This is a genomic window from Megamonas sp. Calf98-2, assembly GCF_900110235.1.
GTDB lineage: Bacteria > Bacillota > Negativicutes > Selenomonadales > Selenomonadaceae > Megamonas > Megamonas funiformis.
Window position 1 is genome coordinate 1 of the sequence record NZ_FOCY01000017.1, and the last position, 18,968, is coordinate 18,968.

Genomic DNA, 18,968 nt, shown 5'->3' on the forward strand with positions numbered 1-18,968 from the left:
TTTTAAAGTATTTAGCTTACAATGAGATTGGTTCAACATTAGATACACTTCTTTGTGATGAAATACTTAGAAATGTACTCTTGTTGAACTTTTTTTGCAAGTAAAAATTTTAATTAGCACAATACGTTTTATTATAATATAATAAAACAAATAAGTAATAAAAGGTGATTTTTATGGAAACAAAATGGTGGCAAAAATCTGTTGTTTATCAAATTTATCCTCGTAGTTTTTGTGATAGCAATAATGATGGCATTGGTGATATCAATGGTATTCGTTCTAAATTGGATTATTTGGAAAAATTGGGTATAGAAGTGATTTGGTTAAGTCCTGTATATTGTTCACCTAATGATGATAATGGCTATGATATCTCCGATTATTATGATATTTCTCCAGAATTTGGGACATTAGACGAGATGAAAGCTTTATTGAAAGAAGCTAAAGCACATAATATAAAAATAATCATGGATTTAGTGGTAAATCATACTTCAGATGAACATAAATGGTTTATAGAAGGAAAAACAAATAAAAATAGCAAATATCGTGATTATTATATTTGGCGAAAAGGTGAAAAAAATAATCCACCAAATGATTTATTATCTTGTTTTGGTGGCTCAGCATGGGAATATGATGAAGCTTCTCAAGAGTATTATTTGCATTTTTTTAGTAAGAAACAGCCAGATTTAAATTGGGAAAATAAAGATATGCGCAAAGATATTTGGCAGATGATGAATTTTTGGATTGATTTAGGTGTTGGTGGTTTTAGAATGGACGTCATCGATATGATTGGCAAAGTTCCAGATTTAAAAATCAAAGAGAATGGACCTAAATTACATGAATATATTCAAGAAATGCATAGAGAAACTTTGCAAGACAAAGATTTATTGACTGTAGGTGAATGTTGGGGAGCAAATCCGCAGATAGCACAGTTATTTTCCAGTCCAGATAGACATGAATTAAGTATGGTATTTCAATTTGAACATATTATGCTTGACCAAGAAGGCTCGGATAAATGGAATTTGAAAAAGCTTGATTTAATTGAGTTGAAAAAAGTATTTACTAAGTGGCAAAAAGAATTAAATGGCAAAGGTTGGAATAGTTTATTTTGGAATAATCATGATTTACCAAGAATTGTATCTCGTTGGGGTAATGACAAAGAATATCGCGTGCAGTCTGCGAAAATGTTGGCGATATTACTTCATGGTATGCAGGGAACACCATATATTTATCAAGGCGAAGAAATCGGCATGACTAATATTGAGTTTAATGATTTAGCTGATTTTGCCGATATTGAATCTGTGAATGCATATAAAGAAAGAATGACCAATAATATACCTAAAGAAGAAATATTAAAATCTTTGCGTGCCAAAGCTAGAGATAATGCAAGAACTCCTATGCAGTGGAATAGTGATGTATATGCTGGTTTTAGCAAGGCTAAACCATGGTATAGAGTAAATCGTAATTATGTAGATATAAATGTAGAAAAAGCTTTAGCTGATAAGAATTCAATTTTTTATTGTTATCAAAAATTGATTAAGATGCGTAAAGAAAATCCTATTATGATTTATGGTGAATATGATTTATTATTAGCCGAAGATAAAAATATTTTTGCTTATACAAGAAAATATAAAGACGAAACTTGGCTTATAGTATGTAATTTTTATGATAAAGAAGTTGATTTTAACTTAGAAGGCACAGGAAAAATCTTAATTAGTAATTATGAAGATACAATAACAGATTTGACAAAAGGTCATTTAAGACCATATGAAGCTGTAATTTATCAGTGGCAGAAATAATAAAAAAGCATAGTTTAATCGTTTTGATTAGACTATGCTTTCTTTTTGTATATTTTTAAGTTGTTGGTAAGTCAGAGGTACAATGAGCACATTTAGTGGCTTCATGAGGAATTTCAGATTTACAAAATGGGCAGATTTTTGTTTTTGGCGGTTCTTTAGGAATAGGAATTAATTTGTTTAGCTGTCTAATTAAACAAAAGACTACGAAAGCCAAAATTAAAAATTGGAGAAAATCTGTTAAAAAGGCACCATAAGCAAAAACTGCACCAGCTTTTTTAGCTGTTTCAAGGTCAGCACCTTTTTCAGCAAGTATGAAAGTCGCTTTACTGAGTGGCAGATACATATTGTTGAAATCAATACCACCAGTAAAAATACTGATTATAGGCATGATTAAATTTTTTACAATGGAATTTACAAGCCCTGTAAAAGCAGTACCAATAATCATACCAACTGCCAAATCAAGCATATTGCCTTTAAAAGCAAATTTTTTAAATTCAATAAAGAAATTTTTCATAACGACAAGAACCTTTCTGAATATAATGTATATAATTATAACTTATAAAGTATAACTTATAAAGATAAATAATAAGAAGATAAAAAGTCATTTTTTAACAAATATTGTGCATTATTTTATCTATAAAATATAAATACAAATAAGTATAATAAATACATATTTTTAAGAATGGTGATGACTTTTTGTGAAAAATAAAGTAATGGAAAATTTTATAGATAATAATTATAATTGTTGTTAAGCTATTGTTTGTGCTTATTGTGAAGAATTAGGCTTCTCAGAAGATGTAGCATTTAAATTAACAGAAGGATTTGGTTCTGGCATGGGAGGATTAAGAGATACTTGTGGAGCTGTTACAGGCATGTTTTTAGTAATAAGTCTAGCTAATAGTGCAGGTGATAAAAATTCTCCATTGAAAAGTAAACAAGATACATATAATAAATTTCAGGAAGTAGCAAAATTATTTAAAGAAAAATGTGGTTCAATATATTGTAGAGATTTGAAAAATATGGAGAAGAATAAAATTTTATCTTGTGAAGATTGTGTACAAGTAGCAGATGAAATTTTAAAGAAACACTATTTTAAATAAAATAATATTTTATTCAATAAAAAAGCTAAGTCCTCAAATAAGGACTTAGCTATATTTTTTATCTTATTTCCATTCGGCAAAATCTAATCAATTTTGTTTAGAGATTATTATCTGTTGTATTTGTGATGTTTTTGATTATTTGATGCATCCATATTATCCTGCTTGTATTAGCTAATGTTATCAGTTTTTTATTGGTGTTGATAACACTCGCTCTGAAACTGAGGATAATAGTAATATATAATTTTTATGATTCCTTTCCAAATCACACAATGATGTTATTTCTTTTTATTATTAATTTTTTCTAATTCAATATCTCCTATTGTTTGGCGAGATGTCCAGTATGTTCCCACTAAACGATTTTTGTCATTTGTTAGTAGTCGACAAGTCCCATATTGTATTGGATTCTCTTTGCTATACTTACTTTTAGGATTAGTGATATAGGTATAATAAAGAACATATTCTTCATTTTCTTTCACAAGATTACCCACAATAGTATTACTTGTTATTTCATTTGTTGTAATTTGAACTTTTATTGAAAACAAAGTCTGTTTTATTTTTACCAATGTATCCTTTTTTGAGGCTGCACCGTTAAAATTGTACTTTATTATGCCTTTATATACTCCCATCAATTTGGGTGTTTTTTCCAAAGGATTGTATTTCCAAATAAAGGTGCAATATAATCCCATAAGGATTATTGTGATATAAATAACCTTTCCTGCTGCACCAATAAAGTCATAAAGCGAATTAAAACCCCATAACAAATAACGAATTGCAAACAAGATTAACGCAACCCATAAACTCATTGTTAAAAATTTCGATATTTTGTTATCCAATATTGTTACTCCTTGATATCATATTCATAAAAATCATATAAATCATTTATAAATTTTTGATATGCACTCTTTGTGGCAATATCAGGGAAAAGAGGTTTTATTCCATTTGCCTCTGTATAATCATCAAATTTCCAAAAATCATTCTTAAAAAAAGAAATGACCTCGTCAAATGTATATCTTAATATATTTGAATACTTTGTATAAGCAGATACATCCACATTCCAAAGCAATGATTCTAGTCCAAAAGATGATATTTTTGAAGAAACTGCATAACCATTTTCCTCCATATCTTCTCGCATACTCTTAATGATTCGAACGCACTTCTTGAAATTATATTTTGTCACTTTATTCTTTGCTATACCTAATTTGATGTGTTGTTCAGGATAATTGATTATTCTGCCACCACTATCAGGTCTAATTTCAATACCACCAATATAATTATTAGAATCATTTATATAGTCATTGGAGTAATCTCTATACCTATATGCAGGCACAATATCTGCATCAACGCGATATGTATTTCCAATGACTTTAATGCATTTGTCGTGGCGTTTCACACCTTGGTAGCCAAAATGCTGTTTCAACGCTTTTTCAACTTCGTCTTTCAATTCAGAAGCAGAAAATGTTCCATCCGTAAAACCATAGTTGCTATCAGTCGCACCTGCTCTATATTTTGCAATAAATGTTGATTCAAGAATAACTGCTACATCAACATCACTTTCTGTTGGAATATTTGTTTTATTTGCATACGATCCTTGAACAAGTAAGGTGATTTTTTTGCCTGTGTACTGTTGACGCAAATCAAGAGCATATGAATAAGATTCTGTCATATAAGAACGGATATCTTTCCCGTCATCAGTATAGTTAAGTTTTTTCATTGCATCTCGAACCATACGAATCGCATTTTTACATTTTTCATTTTCTGACTGACTAATGGGAGATGCCATTTTACTTATTTGCTTTTCTGTGTATTTCAAATCAAATCCTCCATAATTATTTTGCAAATTCCCTATAATGAAAACAGCAAAGAAGCTCTACTTTCTTGGTCCCAAAAACTTGTCTCCATTCAAATGAATCATATGGTCTGGCATATCCGCAATCCAAACCTCTGTTTCCCAAGCAAGTGTTTCAGAAAACTTTTTAAAAGTTTTAAAGTCAAGAAATGCAGTTACATAAATTCTACCGGCTGTAACGCCTTCTGTCATTTCTTCAATCTCTTTAATTCTCTTAGGTTCCATCGGCCCGACAGAAGTAACAGACTCGATAAAATAAAGCCAATTCTTTTTTTCAGAGTAAAGGACAACATCTGGCATTTTATCGTGAAGTGTAATGGCAAATCCCAATTCTTGAAGCCTTTTTATATTTTTAACTAAATCTTTTTCTGTGGTATCTCCTACATAAAGGCACTCAGTATTAGGTGCAAATCGAGGTGCAAATTCCTCAATAATAGCCTTTTGTAGTTGATTATGCTTCCCAGGCGAAAAAGTAAAATTCTCTCCATTAATCCGCACAGGCATTTTTCTCATTGTACGCTTAGATGCATACAGATCAATCAGTGTTTCGTGAGATTGTAAAAATTTCTGTTTTTTTACTTCCCAATGCTCTGTTTCATAATAGCGAATAAGCGAGAGCATTTCATCGGTCAGACGATAGCGATAATTCGGGCTATTGGTGGCTTTTCCATTATCCTCAATAAATGCAGCATTCCTAAAATGGTGCATAGCTTGCTTTCGAAAAGTCTCTCGGCTATTTTCTGCATAGGCAACGCCATAGTTTTCCTTCGTATATGCTATGACATCGTGAATGCGAATCCAACCATTTACAGCACTTGACCATTCATCATCTTCTTTTATATCTGCCATAGCCAAAAGAACATAACAGCACAAATTCGACTGCTGCTTAACTGGCACTTGCAATTCTTTTAGTATCTCTCTTGCTTCCTCAATTTTGCTCATAAATGAAACTCCTTAAAATTTGATTGCATCCCGCTTCTGTCATATCACAGGATTTAATCAGCGTTTTGCCCATTAGTTCTATGCTTTCCAAAGGCGGTATAGGCATAGAATTAATTTCTGTTGAATTGACTTGAGTTGAACCGTTTAAGACTCTGTAGTAGCAATCATAAAAGGTTGAATTAAACAATACATATAGTCCATAAACAATACATTCCGATAGTTCTTTTATCCCGCCAATAAAATTGATTTTATTTTGGGTGCTGATTTTCGAATAACCAGGATATTTCCTTGCAAGATATACACCACATTGCAATCGCCGATGTTCTTCTTTTGTAGTAAATCTTTTTACAAAAAGATAATTTACATTCGGTTGTAACAGACTTGCTTGATTAGTAACGATATATTCGTGTTCTTTGCCAATAGGAAATATTACTTTTCCGTTTTGTATATGCTGTGAATAGAACAACGGTACTGCCTGATCTTCTGGCGCATTGCGCAAAACTTCTCTGTTTCTAAAATCAACAGTCAAGCCCGTTTTCATTTTTAATCCAATGCTCGGTAATGTATTTGTCCACCTATTCAGCAGTTCGAGTGTCTCTAACTCTTGTTTATTCGTAACCAAATAAACATACTTATTTTCTCCTGAAATAACAGTGTTGTACACTGCTTCAAAAGTTGTTTTATTTGAAAAATCCTTGTTACTCTGTGTTGTTGTGATAACAATATTCTCTGGAATGGTCGTTGTTTTTCTGACTTTTATAATCATAGTTTCCTGCAATACACTTTCGTTTTCGAATACTTTATCACGACTAACAAACAAGTGGATATGTTCTAAAACACCTTCTTTCAAGAATTTCTGGCGAAATTTTTTGAAATATGCTCCTGAAGTCCAAGAGCGAGGAATGATATATACTAATTCGCCATTTAGACATAAATTAAACATTCCCATAGCTGCAAAAAGGAAATACAGATTGGGAGCACCATAACAAACATCAGGCATTGCTTTAGCCTCTGGAGCGTCTTTTGCTATCTTCATATAAGGCGGATTACCGATCACTATATCGTATTTTAAAGGATCGGGTCTAGCACCAAGCATTTCATTATACTCTAACATTTGACTCAAAATATAGTTATCTTCTCGTATTTCATAGTCAACTCTTAATGTAGAATGCTGGCAAACCCACTGAAGATTTGCTCTCAACAACTCAATGATTTGAGGATCATTTTCATAACATACTAAGTGTATATATCGTAGCTGCGGTGTCTTTTGTAATTTTTCAATTATCGCAACAGACAATATTCCAGAGCCAGCTCCGGCGTCAAGAATATGAAGATGCTCTTTATCTACAGGAATTTTAAATAACTCGGCCATAAATACAGCAGTTTCTTTGCTTGTAAAAAACTGTCCGTATTTTTTTCGTTGAGACTTCGGCATCTGTTCAATATATTTCTTCGTAGTTTGAAGAACAAAATCAAGCAGGCTCATTTTCTATAAACTCCATTACATCACCAATATCACAACTTAACACAGAACATATTTTACATAAACTTTCCAGTGACACAAATTCATTGCGGCTCATTTTAGCAAGGACATTAAAGCTAATCCCTGCCGCATTCTTCAAGTCCGTTCGATTCATTTTCTTATCAATAAGCAGTTTCCATAGTTTATCATAGCTAACAGTCATTTCATTACTCCCTTCATAAGGATGAACATATTATAGAATAATTTAAATGAAAATTCAAGTTTTACTCATGTGTTCATGAGTAATTCTCAGGAAAAATTAAATAACACAATAGCGGGATGATAAGTCACCATCCCGCTATTGTGTTATTTATAGATTAGTTTTGCATTTACAATTTCCATCGCTTTGTTGCGGATGTTATTCATCTTGCCAACCCATATTTCATCTGATTTCCTGCCTTTAACTGTTTGGATATGCTCTCACACTTTTTCATCTGTTTTACCAGACGAAGAAACATATTTTTAGATTGCTTATCAATACCCGCAAGATATAACTGTTCAGCTTGCCGCTTGTGAGCAGATTGATGTAAAGCACCTTATGATTATGGTGCTGTTTGAGATAGCGCAGGTGTCTCTGTCCCCATACTTTAATAGGAATGTTTCCTTTCTAGGTTGGTAAGGACAGGTAAGGGAGCTTATAATCTCCTTGTCATAAATAAGTGCTGCCCATTTCTTTAAAAATCATTTTTGTCATTTCATTTTCATACCTTTCGTAATTTTTATTATTAGAGCTAGAATTGGTTCATAATAAATATTTTTTTGCTTTTGAATTTTTCAAAAATATCGCTGATAAACTCCTTGACCTTTTAGAGGCAATCTTTAACGCCTTAAGGTATGGTTTGCACTTTTCAGTCAGTTCTCGCTGAGTAGTTCTTAATTTTGAAACCTTGTTTTGCAGTGATCAGATTTGACGGGGTAGACTTCTATTTTCCTCTCTCAACCGCTGTACTTCAGATTTTGTTGAGTAACTGTGCTTTGTCAGCTTTTCATAGTCCTCAGATAATACCGTGTATTTTCCTATGAAAGACTTTTTGACAGAGATGTCAATTTCTGAAAAGGTCATAAACGCTTTGCGATTATCGTTATATCGGACTTTTGTTCAGCGACAATATTCTGTTCAATATCCACCAGTCTTTTTTTGTCCTGCTGAGTTTTATATACAAGAGAAGTTAGATTTTATGCTGTAATCCTTCTTTTGCCACAGTCAAAGCACTTAATCCTACTTATTCATATATTCGTAAAACTTATTCTGTAAAATATTGTACGAAGCACGATAGACGGGTTTTCCTTTACTATTTAGTACAGGATTTCTGCTTCTATCCAACGCTTTTTCTAATTTCTATTTATTTGAGTGGCTAACTTGATGGATCACTTCTTTCACAGTTTCTACTAGCGTCGGATCTTTACAGTACTTTTCGGTCATAGCGATATTCAGTTTATCAATGTGCATAACTGCGGAAATAATATTGTCTTTCCCATATAACTTTTCTGTAAAATGGAACGGTTCTTCATAGAAACGACAAGCAAAATTATAATCGTCGTTCCTCTTGAAGTAGTCGGTATTCACATCTAATATCATCTCATTAAAGACTATTGCGTCTGGTTTCAATTCTTTTAAGGACACTGTCCTATCCACAGATGTCTAGATGTTCGTTGTAAGTTAGCTTGCCACAGTCTTGAAAATGAATATTCAGTGGTGTTTTCGGGATAGGCTAACATTCATATTTTCATAGCTTTCATTTTTTCGTTGCAGTTACGCACTTTTTCAAAGTGCATGACTCACTATGACATTTTCAACTTAACGGATACACTAGCACAAATGCTTGATGTTGCTAACATTGATAGTCAGATCGGTCTTATGCACACCTTATTCATCCTTGAAGAAGTTTATGGGCTGACCGTCAGAGAAGAAAACGGAGAAGTTTGCCTGAAAATCAACAAAGACAAGGACAAAGAAGCTGTCTGCTAGTGAAATTAGCAAGGACGATTATGACCGCTGGCCGAAATGCGATACTACGCAGCTTTGGGCAAAAGTCTCTTCGCAGGAATTCAGCGATACGCTGGTGAAGACGTTTCAGGATAAGTTCAAAAAAGATGAATAAGAACGACAAAAAGCCTTTAGCTACGAGTTATTACCCATAGCTAAAGGCTTTCTAATATTGATTTCTTTTACCATGCAAGCTACCTTTTGTTATTCTATAACTTATAAACCACAGGATTACAAGAATAATAGCTCTTGTATGGCTGTTATTAAACTGTTGTCAAAAGACTTCTTAAATCGCCGTAAACCCGTATAAAATCTGGGGTTGTTGAGTTAGTTGTATTATTCCCATTCAATTGTAGCTGGTGGTTTAGAAGTTATATCATAAACTATTCTGTTTACACCAGGTACTTCGTTTACAATTCTACGAGAAACTGTATCTAATACTTCATATGGAATTCTTGCCCATTCAGAAGTCATAGCATCGCTACTTGTAACAGCACGAAGTGCTACAGTGTGGCAATAAGTACGGCTATCACCCATAACACCTACAGAACGGATGTTTGGAAGACAAGCGAAATACTGCCAAATTTTTTCGGAAAGACCAGCTTTAGCTACTTCTTCACGGAAGATAGCATCTGCTTCACGAACAACAGCGAGTTTATCTTCAGTTACTTCGCCAAGAACGCGGATAGCAAGACCAGGACCTGGGAATGGTTGACGCCATACGAGGTCATGAGGAATGCCGAGTTCTTCACCTACTGCACGAACTTCATCTTTGAAGAGTTCGCGAAGTGGTTCGATAAGGTCGAATTGAATATCTTCAGGAAGACCGCCAACGTTGTGATGGCTCTTAATTGTTGCAGAAGTTTTTGTACCACTTTCAACAATATCTGGATAGATTGTACCTTGAACAAGGAAATCAATTTTGCCGAGTTTATTAGCTTCAGCTTCAAATACACGAATGAATTCTTCACCAATGATTTTACGTTTTCTTTCAGGATCAGAAACGCCAGCTAATTTACCTAAGAAACGGTCTTTAGCATCAACACGGATAAGGTTCATATCGAATTGTTTACGGAAGATAGTTTCTACTTGATCGCCTTCGTCTTTACGGAGTAAACCGTGGTCAACGAATACGCAAGTTAATTGTTTGCCTACAGCTTTGTGAACTAAAACAGCAGCAACAGAAGAATCAACACCGCCACTTAAAGCGCATAATACTTTTTTGTCGCCAACGATTTGTTTGATTTCTACAATTTTGCTTTGAGCAAAAGAACTCATAGTCCAATCGCCTTTTAAGCCACAGATTTTGAATAAGAAGTTTTTCATCATCTGCTGACCAAATGGAGTATGTTCAACTTCTGGGTGGAATTGTACACCATATAATTTACGACTGTCATCGCACATAGCAGCAACAGGAGTATGCTTAGTATGAGCAATAGCTTTGAAACCTTCTGGAACTTTTTCTACATAGTCGCGATGGCTCATCCAGCAAATTTCATCAGCATTGATACCATCGAATAAAACGCTAGTAGTATCAAGAGTGATGTCCATTTTACCATATTCGCCAGCTTCAGCATGAGCTACGCTACCACCGAGATTATGAGCTGTGAACTGATGACCATAGCAAATACCAAGTACAGGGATACCAAGTTCAAAGATTTTTGGATCAGCCTGTGGTGTATTGTCAGCGTAAACACTGCTAGGACCACCAGTGAAAATAATAGCTTGTGGATTTTTAGCTTTAATTTTTTCTACTGTATAATCATAAGGAACAATTTCACAGTAAACACCGCATTCTCTAACACGACGTGCAATTAATTGGTTATATTGACCGCCAAAGTCAATAACAAGAACCATTTCATGAATTGTGCTCAATTTTTTACCTCCTAATAATAAAAAACGCTCTCTTTACAAAAATAGTTTACTATACAGTAGTTTTTCTGTAAAGAGAGCTTTTATATTTGTTGCTATTTATTAAGCGAAATTTAATTTAAAATTAAGCTTTACCGTCGCAACCAAGAACTTCTTTAATTTTGTGAGAAACGATTGCTTTGATGTTAGTTCTACCGTCAGCAACATATTGACGTGGGTCAAAATGATCAGGATGATCGTTGAAGTGTTTACGAATACCTGCAGTCATTGCAAGACGAAGGTCGGAGTCAATGTTGATTTTGCAAACAGCCATGGAAGCAGCTTTGCGAAGTTGGTCTTCAGGAACACCAACAGCATCTGGCATATGACCGCCATTTTCATTGATAATTTTAACGAAATCTTGAGGAACGGAAGAAGCACCATGTAAAACGATTGGGAAGTTAGGAAGACGTTTAGCAACTTCTTCAAGAATGTCGAAACGAAGTGGAGGTGGTACTAAAATGCCTTGTTCATTTCTTGTGCATTGGTCAGGAGTGAATTTGTAAGCACCATGGCTAGTTCCGATAGCGATAGCTAAGGAGTCAACACCTGTTTCTTTAACGAATTCTTCAACTTCGTTAGGATCAGTGTAATGAGCTTCATGAGCAGCTACTTTAACATCATCTTCGATACCAGCTAACTGACCAAGTTCTGCTTCTACTACTACGCCATGAGCGTGAGCATATTCAACAACTTCTTTTGTTTTTTCAATATTTTCTTTGAAGCTGTAGTGGGAACCGTCGAACATAACGGAAGTGAAACCGCCATCAATACAAGATTTGCAAGTTTCGAAATCTGCACCATGGTCGAGGTGTAAAGCGATTGGAAGACCAGTGTCTTCAATAGCAGCCTGTACAAGATGTACAAGGTATTGATGTTTAGCATATTTTCTAGCACCAGCGGAGCACTGAAGAATTAAAGGAGCGTTTAATTCTTTAGCAGCTTCAGTGATACCCTGAACGATTTCCATATTATTTACGTTGAATGCACCAATAGCATAATGGCCTTCATACGCTTTTTTAAACATTTCTTTTGTTGTTACTAATGGCATTAAAAAAACCTCCATAGACAAAATTTAAATTTCAAGACTATTATAGCATAAAATTTGTTTATTTGTATATCAAAATCTGAAAATTATTTAATTCAGACAATTCTTGCAATCTATAAATATTTTTTATAATAAATTTCGGCATTTATAGTTAAATCCGTTATGATATAATTTTAAAATAAATATAATTTTTATTTGAGTAGGTGAGCATATGAATATTGAAAAATTGTCTATAAAACAGATAAAAGATTTAATGGTTAAAGAGTGTAATGACGAATTATTGACAGCGATAAAAAATGATGCCCGTAAAGGTGTACAAAGTATATATAAAAGTTATCAACGAGAAATGAAAGAACGTCAGCGAGTGGCTAATTTATATACTTTTGAAAATGGATGTAGAGCTAATGGTTATAAATTAATCGCTGGCGTAGATGAAGTGGGTAGAGGACCGCTTGCAGGGCCTGTAGTAGTAGCTAGTGTTATTTTGCCGGAGAATTTTTTTATTGAGAAAATAAATGATTCCAAGAAATTATCCGAGGCAACACGTGAAAAAATTTATGATATCATCATGGAAAATGCGATAGCTGTAAATAGAGCGATTATCGATGAAAAAACTATAGATAGAGTAAATATTTATCAAGCTGCAATGAATGGTATGTATGAAGCTATTTATGGATTAAATCCTAAACCTGATGCGGTGTTGATTGACGCTATGCCTTTAAAAAGTTTGGATATCTATCATCAATCAATAATCAAAGGTGATGCAAAATCTGCTTCGATTGCAGCAGCTTCCATTGTCGCTAAAGTGGAAAGAGATAGAATGATGAATGAATTTGATAAGATTTATCCACAATATGGCTTTGCTAAAAATAAAGGGTATGGAACAAGTGAACATTTAGAAGCTTTAAGAAAGTATGGACCATGTGAAATTCATCGAAAATCATTTGAGCCAATAAAATCAATGGTGATGCAGAAATAAGGTATTTGTATGAAAAATATGGGCTTATGGGGAGAAAATAAGGCTGTAGAGTTTTTAAAGGCAAAAAATTATACAATATTGGCGAGAAATTATCATAGTAGATTTGGTGAAATAGATATTATAGCAAGAAAGCAAAATACAATTATTTTTGTTGAAGTAAAGACTAGAAAAAATACTGCATTTGGATTTCCTGCTGAATTTGTGGATTATCAAAAACAACAAAAAATCATGAAAACGGCTCAATTATATATAAATGATAATTTTAATGCAGAATTTGATTATAGATTTGATATAATAGAGGTATTTCACTATGATGATAATAAGGTGAAATTTAATCATTTGAAAGGAGCATTTGAGCTTTGAAAACAAAGGGTTTTGAGCGAAAAAGACGTATTATTGTTGGTGTATCAGGGGCAAGTGGTGCGATTTATGCCTATAGATTGATACAAGTCCTTGCTGATAGTGGAATTGAAGTACATTTTGTGGCTTCAAAAGCAGGGCTTGAAGTATTAGAGTATGAATGTGGCTTAACTATGGTTCAATTGACACAAATGGTTCATAAGATTTATGATGTAAATCGAATTGATAGTGCAATAGCAAGTGGTTCTTTTCCTTGTGAATCAATGGTTATTGTACCTTGTTCCATGAAGACTTTAGGGTCTTTAGCAAATGGCATTGCTGGAAACTTACTCACTAGAGCAGCTGACGTAACTTTAAAAGAAGGTCGTAAGCTCGTTTTAGTAACAAGAGAAACACCAGTACATGCTATTCATTTAGAAAATATGTTGAAATTATCACATGCAGGAGCAAGAATAGTGCCAGCATGTCCAGGCTTTTATCATCGACCAAAAACTATTGAAGAATTAGTTGATATGTTAGTGGGTAAAATTTGCGATGCTTTAAATGTGGATAATGATTTATTTGAACGTTGGACAGGACCTGATGAGATTTAGAGTTTTATTGGGGATAATTTATTAATAGATTAACTATATAAAAGTAAAACTTAGAAAAGTAAAATTGATAAATCACCCCAAATTTTATGGGGTGATTTTATGTTTGCTAAGACTTATGGAGCGACAACATTAGGCATAGATGGTGTACTTATAGAAGTTGAAGCCGATGTAGCAAATGGTTTACCAAAATTTGAAATAGTTGGTTTGGCTGATGTGGCAGTAAAGGAAGCAAAAGAGAGAGTTCGTCCTGCTATTAGAAATACAAATGTCAATTTAGTGCCGAAAAAGGTGACTATAAACTTAGCTCCTGCTGATTTGCGAAAAAATGGTTCATCTTTGGATTTGCCGATAGCAATAGCTCTTTTAGAAGCATATGGATTTTTACCTAAAGATTGTTGCAGTGATAGTTTATTAGCTGCTGAATTATCGTTAGATGGTCAAGTAAAAACTATAACAGGTATTTTATCTATGGCTATTTTATGTAGAGATTTGCATTTAAAAAGATTTTTGGTAGCAAAAGGAAATGAACAAGAAGCTTTATTGGTAGATGGTATTGAAGTATATGCAATAGAGAATTTATCTGAACTGATAGATTTTTTGCAAGGCAGAAAAAAATTAAAACCGGCAAAAAGAGAAAATAAAATATCACAAAATATAAAATTTAATGAAGATTTTGCTGATGTACAAGGGCAGTTTTTGGCTAAAAAGGCTTTAGAAATAGCGGCAGCAGGTGGACATAACGTTTTGATGGTGGGAGCACCAGGAACAGGGAAGACAATGCTTGCCAAGCGTTTAGCAACAATTTTACCGCAAATGACATATCAAGAGGCTTTAGAAGTAACTAAGATTTATAGTATAGCTGGATTGTTATCAAGAGATAGTGGATTGGTAACGAAAAGACCTTTTCGCAGTCCACATCATACAATTTCTAGTGCTGGTATCATTGGTGGCGGTACTATACCAAAACCAGGAGAAGTAACATTAAGTCATAATGGTGTTTTGTTCTTAGATGAATTACCAGAATTTAGTAAAGCTAGTTTAGAGGCATTAAGACAACCATTAGAAGATGGAGAAGTCATGATAACAAGGGTAAATGCTTCTTTAAAATTTCCGTCACGAATGATATTAGTGGCTTCAATGAACCCCTGCCCTTGTGGTTATAAATATGATAATACACGCAATTGTACTTGTAGTGATTATGAAATAAAACGCTATACAAAGAAAATATCAGGGCCATTGCTCGATAGAATTGATATACAAATTCAAGTGCCACGAGTGGAATATAAAGACTTTGTAACAGATAAAAAAGCAGAATCTTCAGAGCAGATACGTCAACGCGTTGAACAAGCAAGGCAGATACAATTAAAAAGATTTGCTCAAGCTAAAATAGTTTGTAATGCTCAAATGTCACATGCTATGATAAAATCATATTGTAAATTAACAGCTAAGGCACAAGATATGTTAGGTCTTGTTTTTGAACAGATGAGATTGAGTGCTAGAGCTTACGATAGGATTATTAAAGTGGCACAGACTATAGCTGATTTAGATAATAGTGAATATATAGAAGATAAACATATAGCAGAAGCCGTTCAATATCGTAATAACTTTAATTTACAAGAAAAAATTTAAAATTAAAGTAAAGGAAGCGAAATTATGGTATTTACAGGAAAAACAAAAAATTTAGGAGTAATTGGTTATCCTATAAAACATTCATTATCACCAGTTATTCAAAATACAGCTATACAAGAAGCCGGTATTGATTATGCATATATTGCTATGCCGATAGCTCCAGAGGATTTAGAAAAAGCAGTAACAGGGTTAAAAGCATTAAATTTTACTGGATTTAATGTAACTATTCCGCATAAAGTAAATATCATGCAGTATTTAGATAAAATAGATGAGATGGCAAAATTAATAGGAGCTGTAAATACTGTACATATAAAAGATGGTAAATTATATGGATATAATACAGATGCTATTGGTTTTATTAATCCATTACTAAAGGAAAATGTGGAAATAAAAGATAAAACAGCTGTGATTTTAGGAGCTGGTGGAGCTTGTAGAGCAGTTGTTTGTGGCTTGATTAAACAAGAAATAAAAAATATCATCTTAGCAGTTAGAAATCCAGCAAAAGCACAATTATTAGCAAATGATTTTAAAGATTTAGTTGATATAAAAGTGTGCGATTGGCATAGTGAAGAATTTAAACAATATTTAGCTCAAGCTGATTTATTAGTAAATACTACTCCGTTAGGAATGGAGGGAAATATCGATAGTAAACCACCTGTTGATTGGGAAAGTGTAAAAAAATCTGCGTTTGTTTATGATATTGTATATATCCCTGTTGAAACAAAATTTTTACAAGAAGCCAAAGAATATGGGCATAAAATATTAAACGGTGAAAGAATGTTAGCTGAACAAGGAGCAGCAGCACTTCATTTATGGACTGATAAAGATATAAATGTAAATATCATGGTGAAAACGTTACATGATTATTTGAATAAAAATAAATAAAGGTTTGTTTAGACCGCTATGAACATAGATGTATGGGTGAGATTGAGATGAGGCCTGTACATCTATTTTTATTTTAGAAACGAAGATGAAGTAAATGGAAATAGAAAAGGATTTGGAGCAATTATCATTAAAAATAATGAGAAATTTGCAATTACAGGGCAAACATAATATATTGCAAGGTTATCGTAATAAATTACCTGTAGCAGATTTTATAGATTGTTTGCTAGAAAATGCCTATAAACTGCAAGCTAGTGATATTCATTTAGAGCCACAGGAAAAATATTTGCAAATTCGCTTGAGAATAGATGGTAAATTAGTATTGATATATAAAGCTTCAAACCAAATTAGCAATTTTTTGATATCGTATTTGAAATTAATAAGCAATCTAGATATAGCAGAAAAGCGTTTGCCACAAGATGGAAAATTTATTTTTTCTGCTCAAAATATAGATATCAGGATATCTACTATACCTGTACTTTTTGGTGAAAAAGTGGTTTTGCGATTATTGGGGAATAAAGAAAATCTGTTGAATTTAAATCAAATGGGATTTTCTAAAATGAATTTAAAATATTTTAAAGATATGATAAGTGCTTCAAGTGGTCTTATTGTGATAACAGGTCCTGTAAATTCTGGAAAGTCTACTTTACTTTATGCTAGTTTAAATTATTTAAATAGATTAGATACTAATATTATTACAATTGAAGATCCTGTAGAGTTAAATCTAGAAGGTATAAATCAAATGCAGGTAAATCAAAAAGCAGGCATGGATTATGCGGTGGCATTGAGAGCTTCACTTAGACAAGACCCTGATATTGTAATGATAGGAGAAATAAGAGATGAAATGGTAGCTAAGCAAGCGATAACTACGGCATTGACGGGTCATTTAGTATTAACTACTTTGCATACTAAAAATGCTTTGGGTGTACCAGCTAGATTAATAGATTTAGGAGTCAGTCCTGTGATGCTTAGCATTGCTTTATTAGGTATGACCTCACAGCGATTAGTGAGAAAGATTTGCCCTAAATGTAAAATTAGTTATAAACCAAGTGAAAATTCTTTAGAAGCATTGCTTTTAGGAAAAGATTTTTATTTAGGTATGGATTTATATAAGGGAGAGGGGTGTAAATATTGTAATTATACAGGTTTTTTAGGTCAAATAGCTTTGCAAGAGATTTTAAGACCTACAGAAAAAATGAGATATTTAATCAGTAGAGATGATGTTGATGTGAATTTAAAACGAGAGGCGAGGTTAACAGATTTTAAATCTTTATTAGATGATGGAAAGATGAAAGTTTTACAGGGCATAACTACAGCTCAGGAAGTATGGAAAACTTTAAATGGAGTATATCAAATAAATGAAGTTCCTAGAAATTTTACAAAAAGCGATAGTGTGTAAGTGGTCAGATATTCATTTAACTACTGATAAAAATATATATTATCGCCAAAATAATAAGTTAAATATTTGGGAAGATGAATTTTTTACAAGAGAAGATTTTAGGGAAGTGATAGAAAATACATTAAATGAAACACAGAAAATCTTATTTAGGCAAAATAAAGTGATAGATTATGCTTATGAATTTAATAATAGAAGGTTTAGGATAAATATCTATATGATTTATAAAGGCTATGGTATGGCTATTAGATTGATAAATGATAATGTAAAACCTATAGAGAATTTTTATCAGCAAAAAGTCTTGCGAGATATTTTGCATAATGATAATGGTTTAATATTGATTTGTGGTGCTACAGGAACAGGAAAATCAACGACTTTAGCTTCTATGATAGAGTATATAAATCAAAATAAATCTAAGCATATCATAACTTTAGAAGAGCCTATAGAATATGTATTTACTAATAAGAAATCATTAATTCATCAAAGAGAATACCATGTAGATTTTGAAAATTTCAGTGAAGCTATAAAGATGGCAATGCGACAAGATCCAGATGTGATAATGGTGGGAGAAATAAGAGATACAGAAACGATGAAAGCTTGTTTAAATGCTGCTGAAACAGGTCATCTAGTTTTAGGAACATTACATGCTTCTTCGGTGATAGAAGCGATAATACGCATGGAAAGTTTTTTTAATCAAGAACAGATAGAAGCTATTAGTATGCAGATTGCAAGTTCGTTAAATAGTATTATCATTCAAAAATTAATTCCAACAATAGATGAGAATTTAGTTTGTTGTATGGATATTTTATTGGCAACTACAGCAGTAAAAAATTTAATTAGTAAAAATCAGTTATCACAGTTGATTTCGCAAATGCAATTAAATAGACAAAATGGTATGCAGTTTATACAAGATGATATAGAAAAATTAGTTAAAGCTAAATTAATAGATGAAAAAATAGCAAAGAAGTATATAGGTTAAG

General features: G+C 32.8%; 21 protein-coding genes. 10 read left to right on the forward strand and 11 right to left on the reverse strand.

The annotated features are described in order from the left end of the window. The first annotated feature begins 173 nt into the window (after positions 1-173). Positions 174-1,793, forward strand: a complete 1,620-nt coding sequence (locus BMX03_RS06390; protein ID WP_022227600.1) for a glycoside hydrolase family 13 protein — start codon at positions 174-176, stop codon at positions 1,791-1,793. A 55-nt stretch (positions 1,794-1,848) separates the two neighbouring features. Here BMX03_RS06390 and mscL read toward each other — a convergent pair whose 3' ends face one another. Next, positions 1,849-2,307 carry a large conductance mechanosensitive channel protein MscL gene (gene mscL / locus BMX03_RS06395; RefSeq protein WP_008538560.1) on the reverse strand — a complete coding sequence of 153 codons (459 nt, stop codon included), beginning with the start codon at positions 2,305-2,307 and terminating at the stop codon, positions 1,849-1,851. A gap of 241 nt (positions 2,308-2,548) precedes the next feature. Between mscL and BMX03_RS06400 the strand changes: the two genes are divergently transcribed. After that, on the forward strand, positions 2,549-2,893 hold the full coding sequence (locus BMX03_RS06400; RefSeq protein WP_255361431.1) for a C-GCAxxG-C-C family protein: 345 nt from the start codon (positions 2,549-2,551) through the stop codon (positions 2,891-2,893). 275 nt (positions 2,894-3,168) lie between these two features. Here the strand turns inward: BMX03_RS06400 and BMX03_RS06405 are convergent, their stop codons facing one another. The 8 genes from BMX03_RS06405 to BMX03_RS11530 form a co-directional block, all read right to left on the reverse strand. Then, positions 3,169-3,726: a Cap15 family cyclic dinucleotide receptor domain-containing protein gene (locus tag BMX03_RS06405; protein ID WP_091694425.1), complete on the reverse strand. Its 558-nt coding sequence runs from the start codon at positions 3,724-3,726 to the stop codon at positions 3,169-3,171. Positions 3,727-3,731: 5 nt separating this feature from the next. Then, positions 3,732-4,703 carry a nucleotidyltransferase domain-containing protein gene (locus BMX03_RS06410; protein WP_091694428.1) on the reverse strand — a complete coding sequence of 324 codons (972 nt, stop codon included), beginning with the start codon at positions 4,701-4,703 and terminating at the stop codon, positions 3,732-3,734. 57 nt (positions 4,704-4,760) lie between these two features. Then, the gene (locus BMX03_RS06415) at positions 4,761-5,681 is read right to left on the reverse strand and encodes a BsuBI/PstI family type II restriction endonuclease (protein WP_091694431.1); all 921 of its coding nucleotides are present in this window, start codon (positions 5,679-5,681) and stop codon (positions 4,761-4,763) included. After that, positions 5,668-7,167: an Eco57I restriction-modification methylase domain-containing protein gene (locus tag BMX03_RS06420; protein WP_091694434.1), complete on the reverse strand. Its 1,500-nt coding sequence runs from the start codon at positions 7,165-7,167 to the stop codon at positions 5,668-5,670. Before BMX03_RS06420 ends, BMX03_RS06415 begins: the two co-directional genes overlap by 14 nt. Then, positions 7,154-7,366, reverse strand: a complete 213-nt coding sequence (locus BMX03_RS06425) for a helix-turn-helix domain-containing protein (RefSeq protein WP_091694436.1) — start codon at positions 7,364-7,366, stop codon at positions 7,154-7,156. The genes BMX03_RS06420 and BMX03_RS06425 overlap by 14 nt, the downstream gene beginning before the upstream one ends. 199 nt (positions 7,367-7,565) lie before the next feature. Next, positions 7,566-7,661, reverse strand: coding sequence for a hypothetical protein (locus BMX03_RS11525; RefSeq protein WP_369816097.1), 96 nt, complete (start codon positions 7,659-7,661; stop codon positions 7,566-7,568). Beyond that, complete coding sequence (locus BMX03_RS11385) at positions 7,643-7,801, reverse strand: TnpV protein (protein WP_346016409.1); 159 nt, start codon at positions 7,799-7,801, stop codon at positions 7,643-7,645. Before BMX03_RS11385 ends, BMX03_RS11525 begins: the two co-directional genes overlap by 19 nt. 741 nt (positions 7,802-8,542) lie before the next feature. Continuing rightward, positions 8,543-8,782, reverse strand: coding sequence for a plasmid recombination protein (locus tag BMX03_RS11530; RefSeq protein WP_369816098.1), 240 nt, complete (start codon positions 8,780-8,782; stop codon positions 8,543-8,545). Between the two features lie 240 nt (positions 8,783-9,022). Between BMX03_RS11530 and BMX03_RS11390 the strand changes: the two genes are divergently transcribed. After that, positions 9,023-9,172 (forward strand): hypothetical protein, encoded by a 150-nt coding sequence (locus BMX03_RS11390; protein WP_255361427.1) that lies wholly within the window; start codon positions 9,023-9,025, stop codon positions 9,170-9,172. Positions 9,173-9,526: 354 nt separating this feature from the next. On the opposite strand, the gene guaA is transcribed toward BMX03_RS11390, so the two are convergent. Together guaA and fba are read right to left on the reverse strand one after the other, a co-directional pair. Beyond that, the gene (gene guaA / locus BMX03_RS06445; protein WP_091694503.1) at positions 9,527-11,047 is read right to left on the reverse strand and encodes a glutamine-hydrolyzing GMP synthase; all 1,521 of its coding nucleotides are present in this window, start codon (positions 11,045-11,047) and stop codon (positions 9,527-9,529) included. A gap of 139 nt (positions 11,048-11,186) precedes the next feature. After that, entirely contained in the window at positions 11,187-12,152 is a 966-nt protein-coding gene (gene fba / locus BMX03_RS06450) for a class II fructose-1,6-bisphosphate aldolase (protein WP_008538557.1), read from the reverse strand. A gap of 208 nt (positions 12,153-12,360) precedes the next feature. Here fba and BMX03_RS06455 point away from each other — a divergent pair, with 208 nt between their 5' ends. The 7 genes from BMX03_RS06455 (at position 12,361) to BMX03_RS06485 (ending at position 18,967) form a co-directional block, all read left to right on the forward strand. Further along, positions 12,361-13,128, forward strand: coding sequence for a ribonuclease HII (locus tag BMX03_RS06455; protein WP_091694443.1), 768 nt, complete (start codon positions 12,361-12,363; stop codon positions 13,126-13,128). Between the two features lie 9 nt (positions 13,129-13,137). Further along, positions 13,138-13,491, forward strand: coding sequence for a YraN family protein (locus BMX03_RS06460; protein WP_022227605.1), 354 nt, complete (start codon positions 13,138-13,140; stop codon positions 13,489-13,491). Further along, the gene (locus BMX03_RS06465) at positions 13,488-14,081 is read left to right on the forward strand and encodes a UbiX family flavin prenyltransferase (protein WP_091694446.1); all 594 of its coding nucleotides are present in this window, start codon (positions 13,488-13,490) and stop codon (positions 14,079-14,081) included. The genes BMX03_RS06460 and BMX03_RS06465 overlap by 4 nt, the downstream gene beginning before the upstream one ends. A 99-nt stretch (positions 14,082-14,180) precedes the next feature. Then, positions 14,181-15,710 carry a YifB family Mg chelatase-like AAA ATPase gene (locus BMX03_RS06470; protein WP_091694449.1) on the forward strand — a complete coding sequence of 510 codons (1,530 nt, stop codon included), beginning with the start codon at positions 14,181-14,183 and terminating at the stop codon, positions 15,708-15,710. Between the two features lie 24 nt (positions 15,711-15,734). Continuing rightward, positions 15,735-16,595, forward strand: coding sequence for a shikimate dehydrogenase (locus BMX03_RS06475; RefSeq protein ID WP_091694451.1), 861 nt, complete (start codon positions 15,735-15,737; stop codon positions 16,593-16,595). 136 nt (positions 16,596-16,731) lie between these two features. Further along, positions 16,732-17,991 carry a GspE/PulE family protein gene (locus BMX03_RS06480; protein ID WP_255361428.1) on the forward strand — a complete coding sequence of 420 codons (1,260 nt, stop codon included), beginning with the start codon at positions 16,732-16,734 and terminating at the stop codon, positions 17,989-17,991. After that, on the forward strand, positions 17,951-18,967 hold the full coding sequence (locus tag BMX03_RS06485) for a type IV pilus twitching motility protein PilT (RefSeq protein ID WP_091694454.1): 1,017 nt from the start codon (positions 17,951-17,953) through the stop codon (positions 18,965-18,967). The genes BMX03_RS06480 and BMX03_RS06485 overlap by 41 nt, the downstream gene beginning before the upstream one ends. Position 18,968 lies beyond the last annotated feature (1 nt).

Excerpts from the sequence above, each read along its gene's own strand:
- BMX03_RS11530 (WP_369816098.1), bottom strand. The coding sequence starts at position 8,782 with ATGATATTAGATGTGAATACCGACTACTTCAAGAGGAACGACGATTAT.
- BMX03_RS06480 (WP_255361428.1), top strand. The coding sequence starts at position 16,732 with ATGAGAAATTTGCAATTACAGGGCAAACATAATATATTGCAAGGTTAT.
- BMX03_RS06420 (WP_091694434.1), bottom strand. The coding sequence starts at position 7,167 with ATGAGCCTGCTTGATTTTGTTCTTCAAACTACGAAGAAATATATTGAA.
- BMX03_RS06425 (WP_091694436.1), bottom strand. The coding sequence starts at position 7,366 with ATGACTGTTAGCTATGATAAACTATGGAAACTGCTTATTGATAAGAAA.
- mscL (WP_008538560.1), bottom strand. The coding sequence starts at position 2,307 with ATGAAAAATTTCTTTATTGAATTTAAAAAATTTGCTTTTAAAGGCAAT.
- BMX03_RS06485 (WP_091694454.1), top strand. The coding sequence starts at position 17,951 with ATGAAGTTCCTAGAAATTTTACAAAAAGCGATAGTGTGTAAGTGGTCA.
- BMX03_RS06470 (WP_091694449.1), top strand. The coding sequence starts at position 14,181 with ATGTTTGCTAAGACTTATGGAGCGACAACATTAGGCATAGATGGTGTA.
- BMX03_RS06415 (WP_091694431.1), bottom strand. The coding sequence starts at position 5,681 with ATGAGCAAAATTGAGGAAGCAAGAGAGATACTAAAAGAATTGCAAGTG.
- BMX03_RS11525 (WP_369816097.1), bottom strand. The coding sequence starts at position 7,661 with ATGTTTCTTCGTCTGGTAAAACAGATGAAAAAGTGTGAGAGCATATCC.
- BMX03_RS06460 (WP_022227605.1), top strand. The coding sequence starts at position 13,138 with ATGAAAAATATGGGCTTATGGGGAGAAAATAAGGCTGTAGAGTTTTTA.
- BMX03_RS06455 (WP_091694443.1), top strand. The coding sequence starts at position 12,361 with ATGAATATTGAAAAATTGTCTATAAAACAGATAAAAGATTTAATGGTT.
- BMX03_RS11390 (WP_255361427.1), top strand. The coding sequence starts at position 9,023 with ATGCTTGATGTTGCTAACATTGATAGTCAGATCGGTCTTATGCACACC.
- fba (WP_008538557.1), bottom strand. The coding sequence starts at position 12,152 with ATGCCATTAGTAACAACAAAAGAAATGTTTAAAAAAGCGTATGAAGGC.
- guaA (WP_091694503.1), bottom strand. The coding sequence starts at position 11,047 with ATGGTTCTTGTTATTGACTTTGGCGGTCAATATAACCAATTAATTGCA.
- BMX03_RS06475 (WP_091694451.1), top strand. The coding sequence starts at position 15,735 with ATGGTATTTACAGGAAAAACAAAAAATTTAGGAGTAATTGGTTATCCT.
- BMX03_RS06390 (WP_022227600.1), top strand. The coding sequence starts at position 174 with ATGGAAACAAAATGGTGGCAAAAATCTGTTGTTTATCAAATTTATCCT.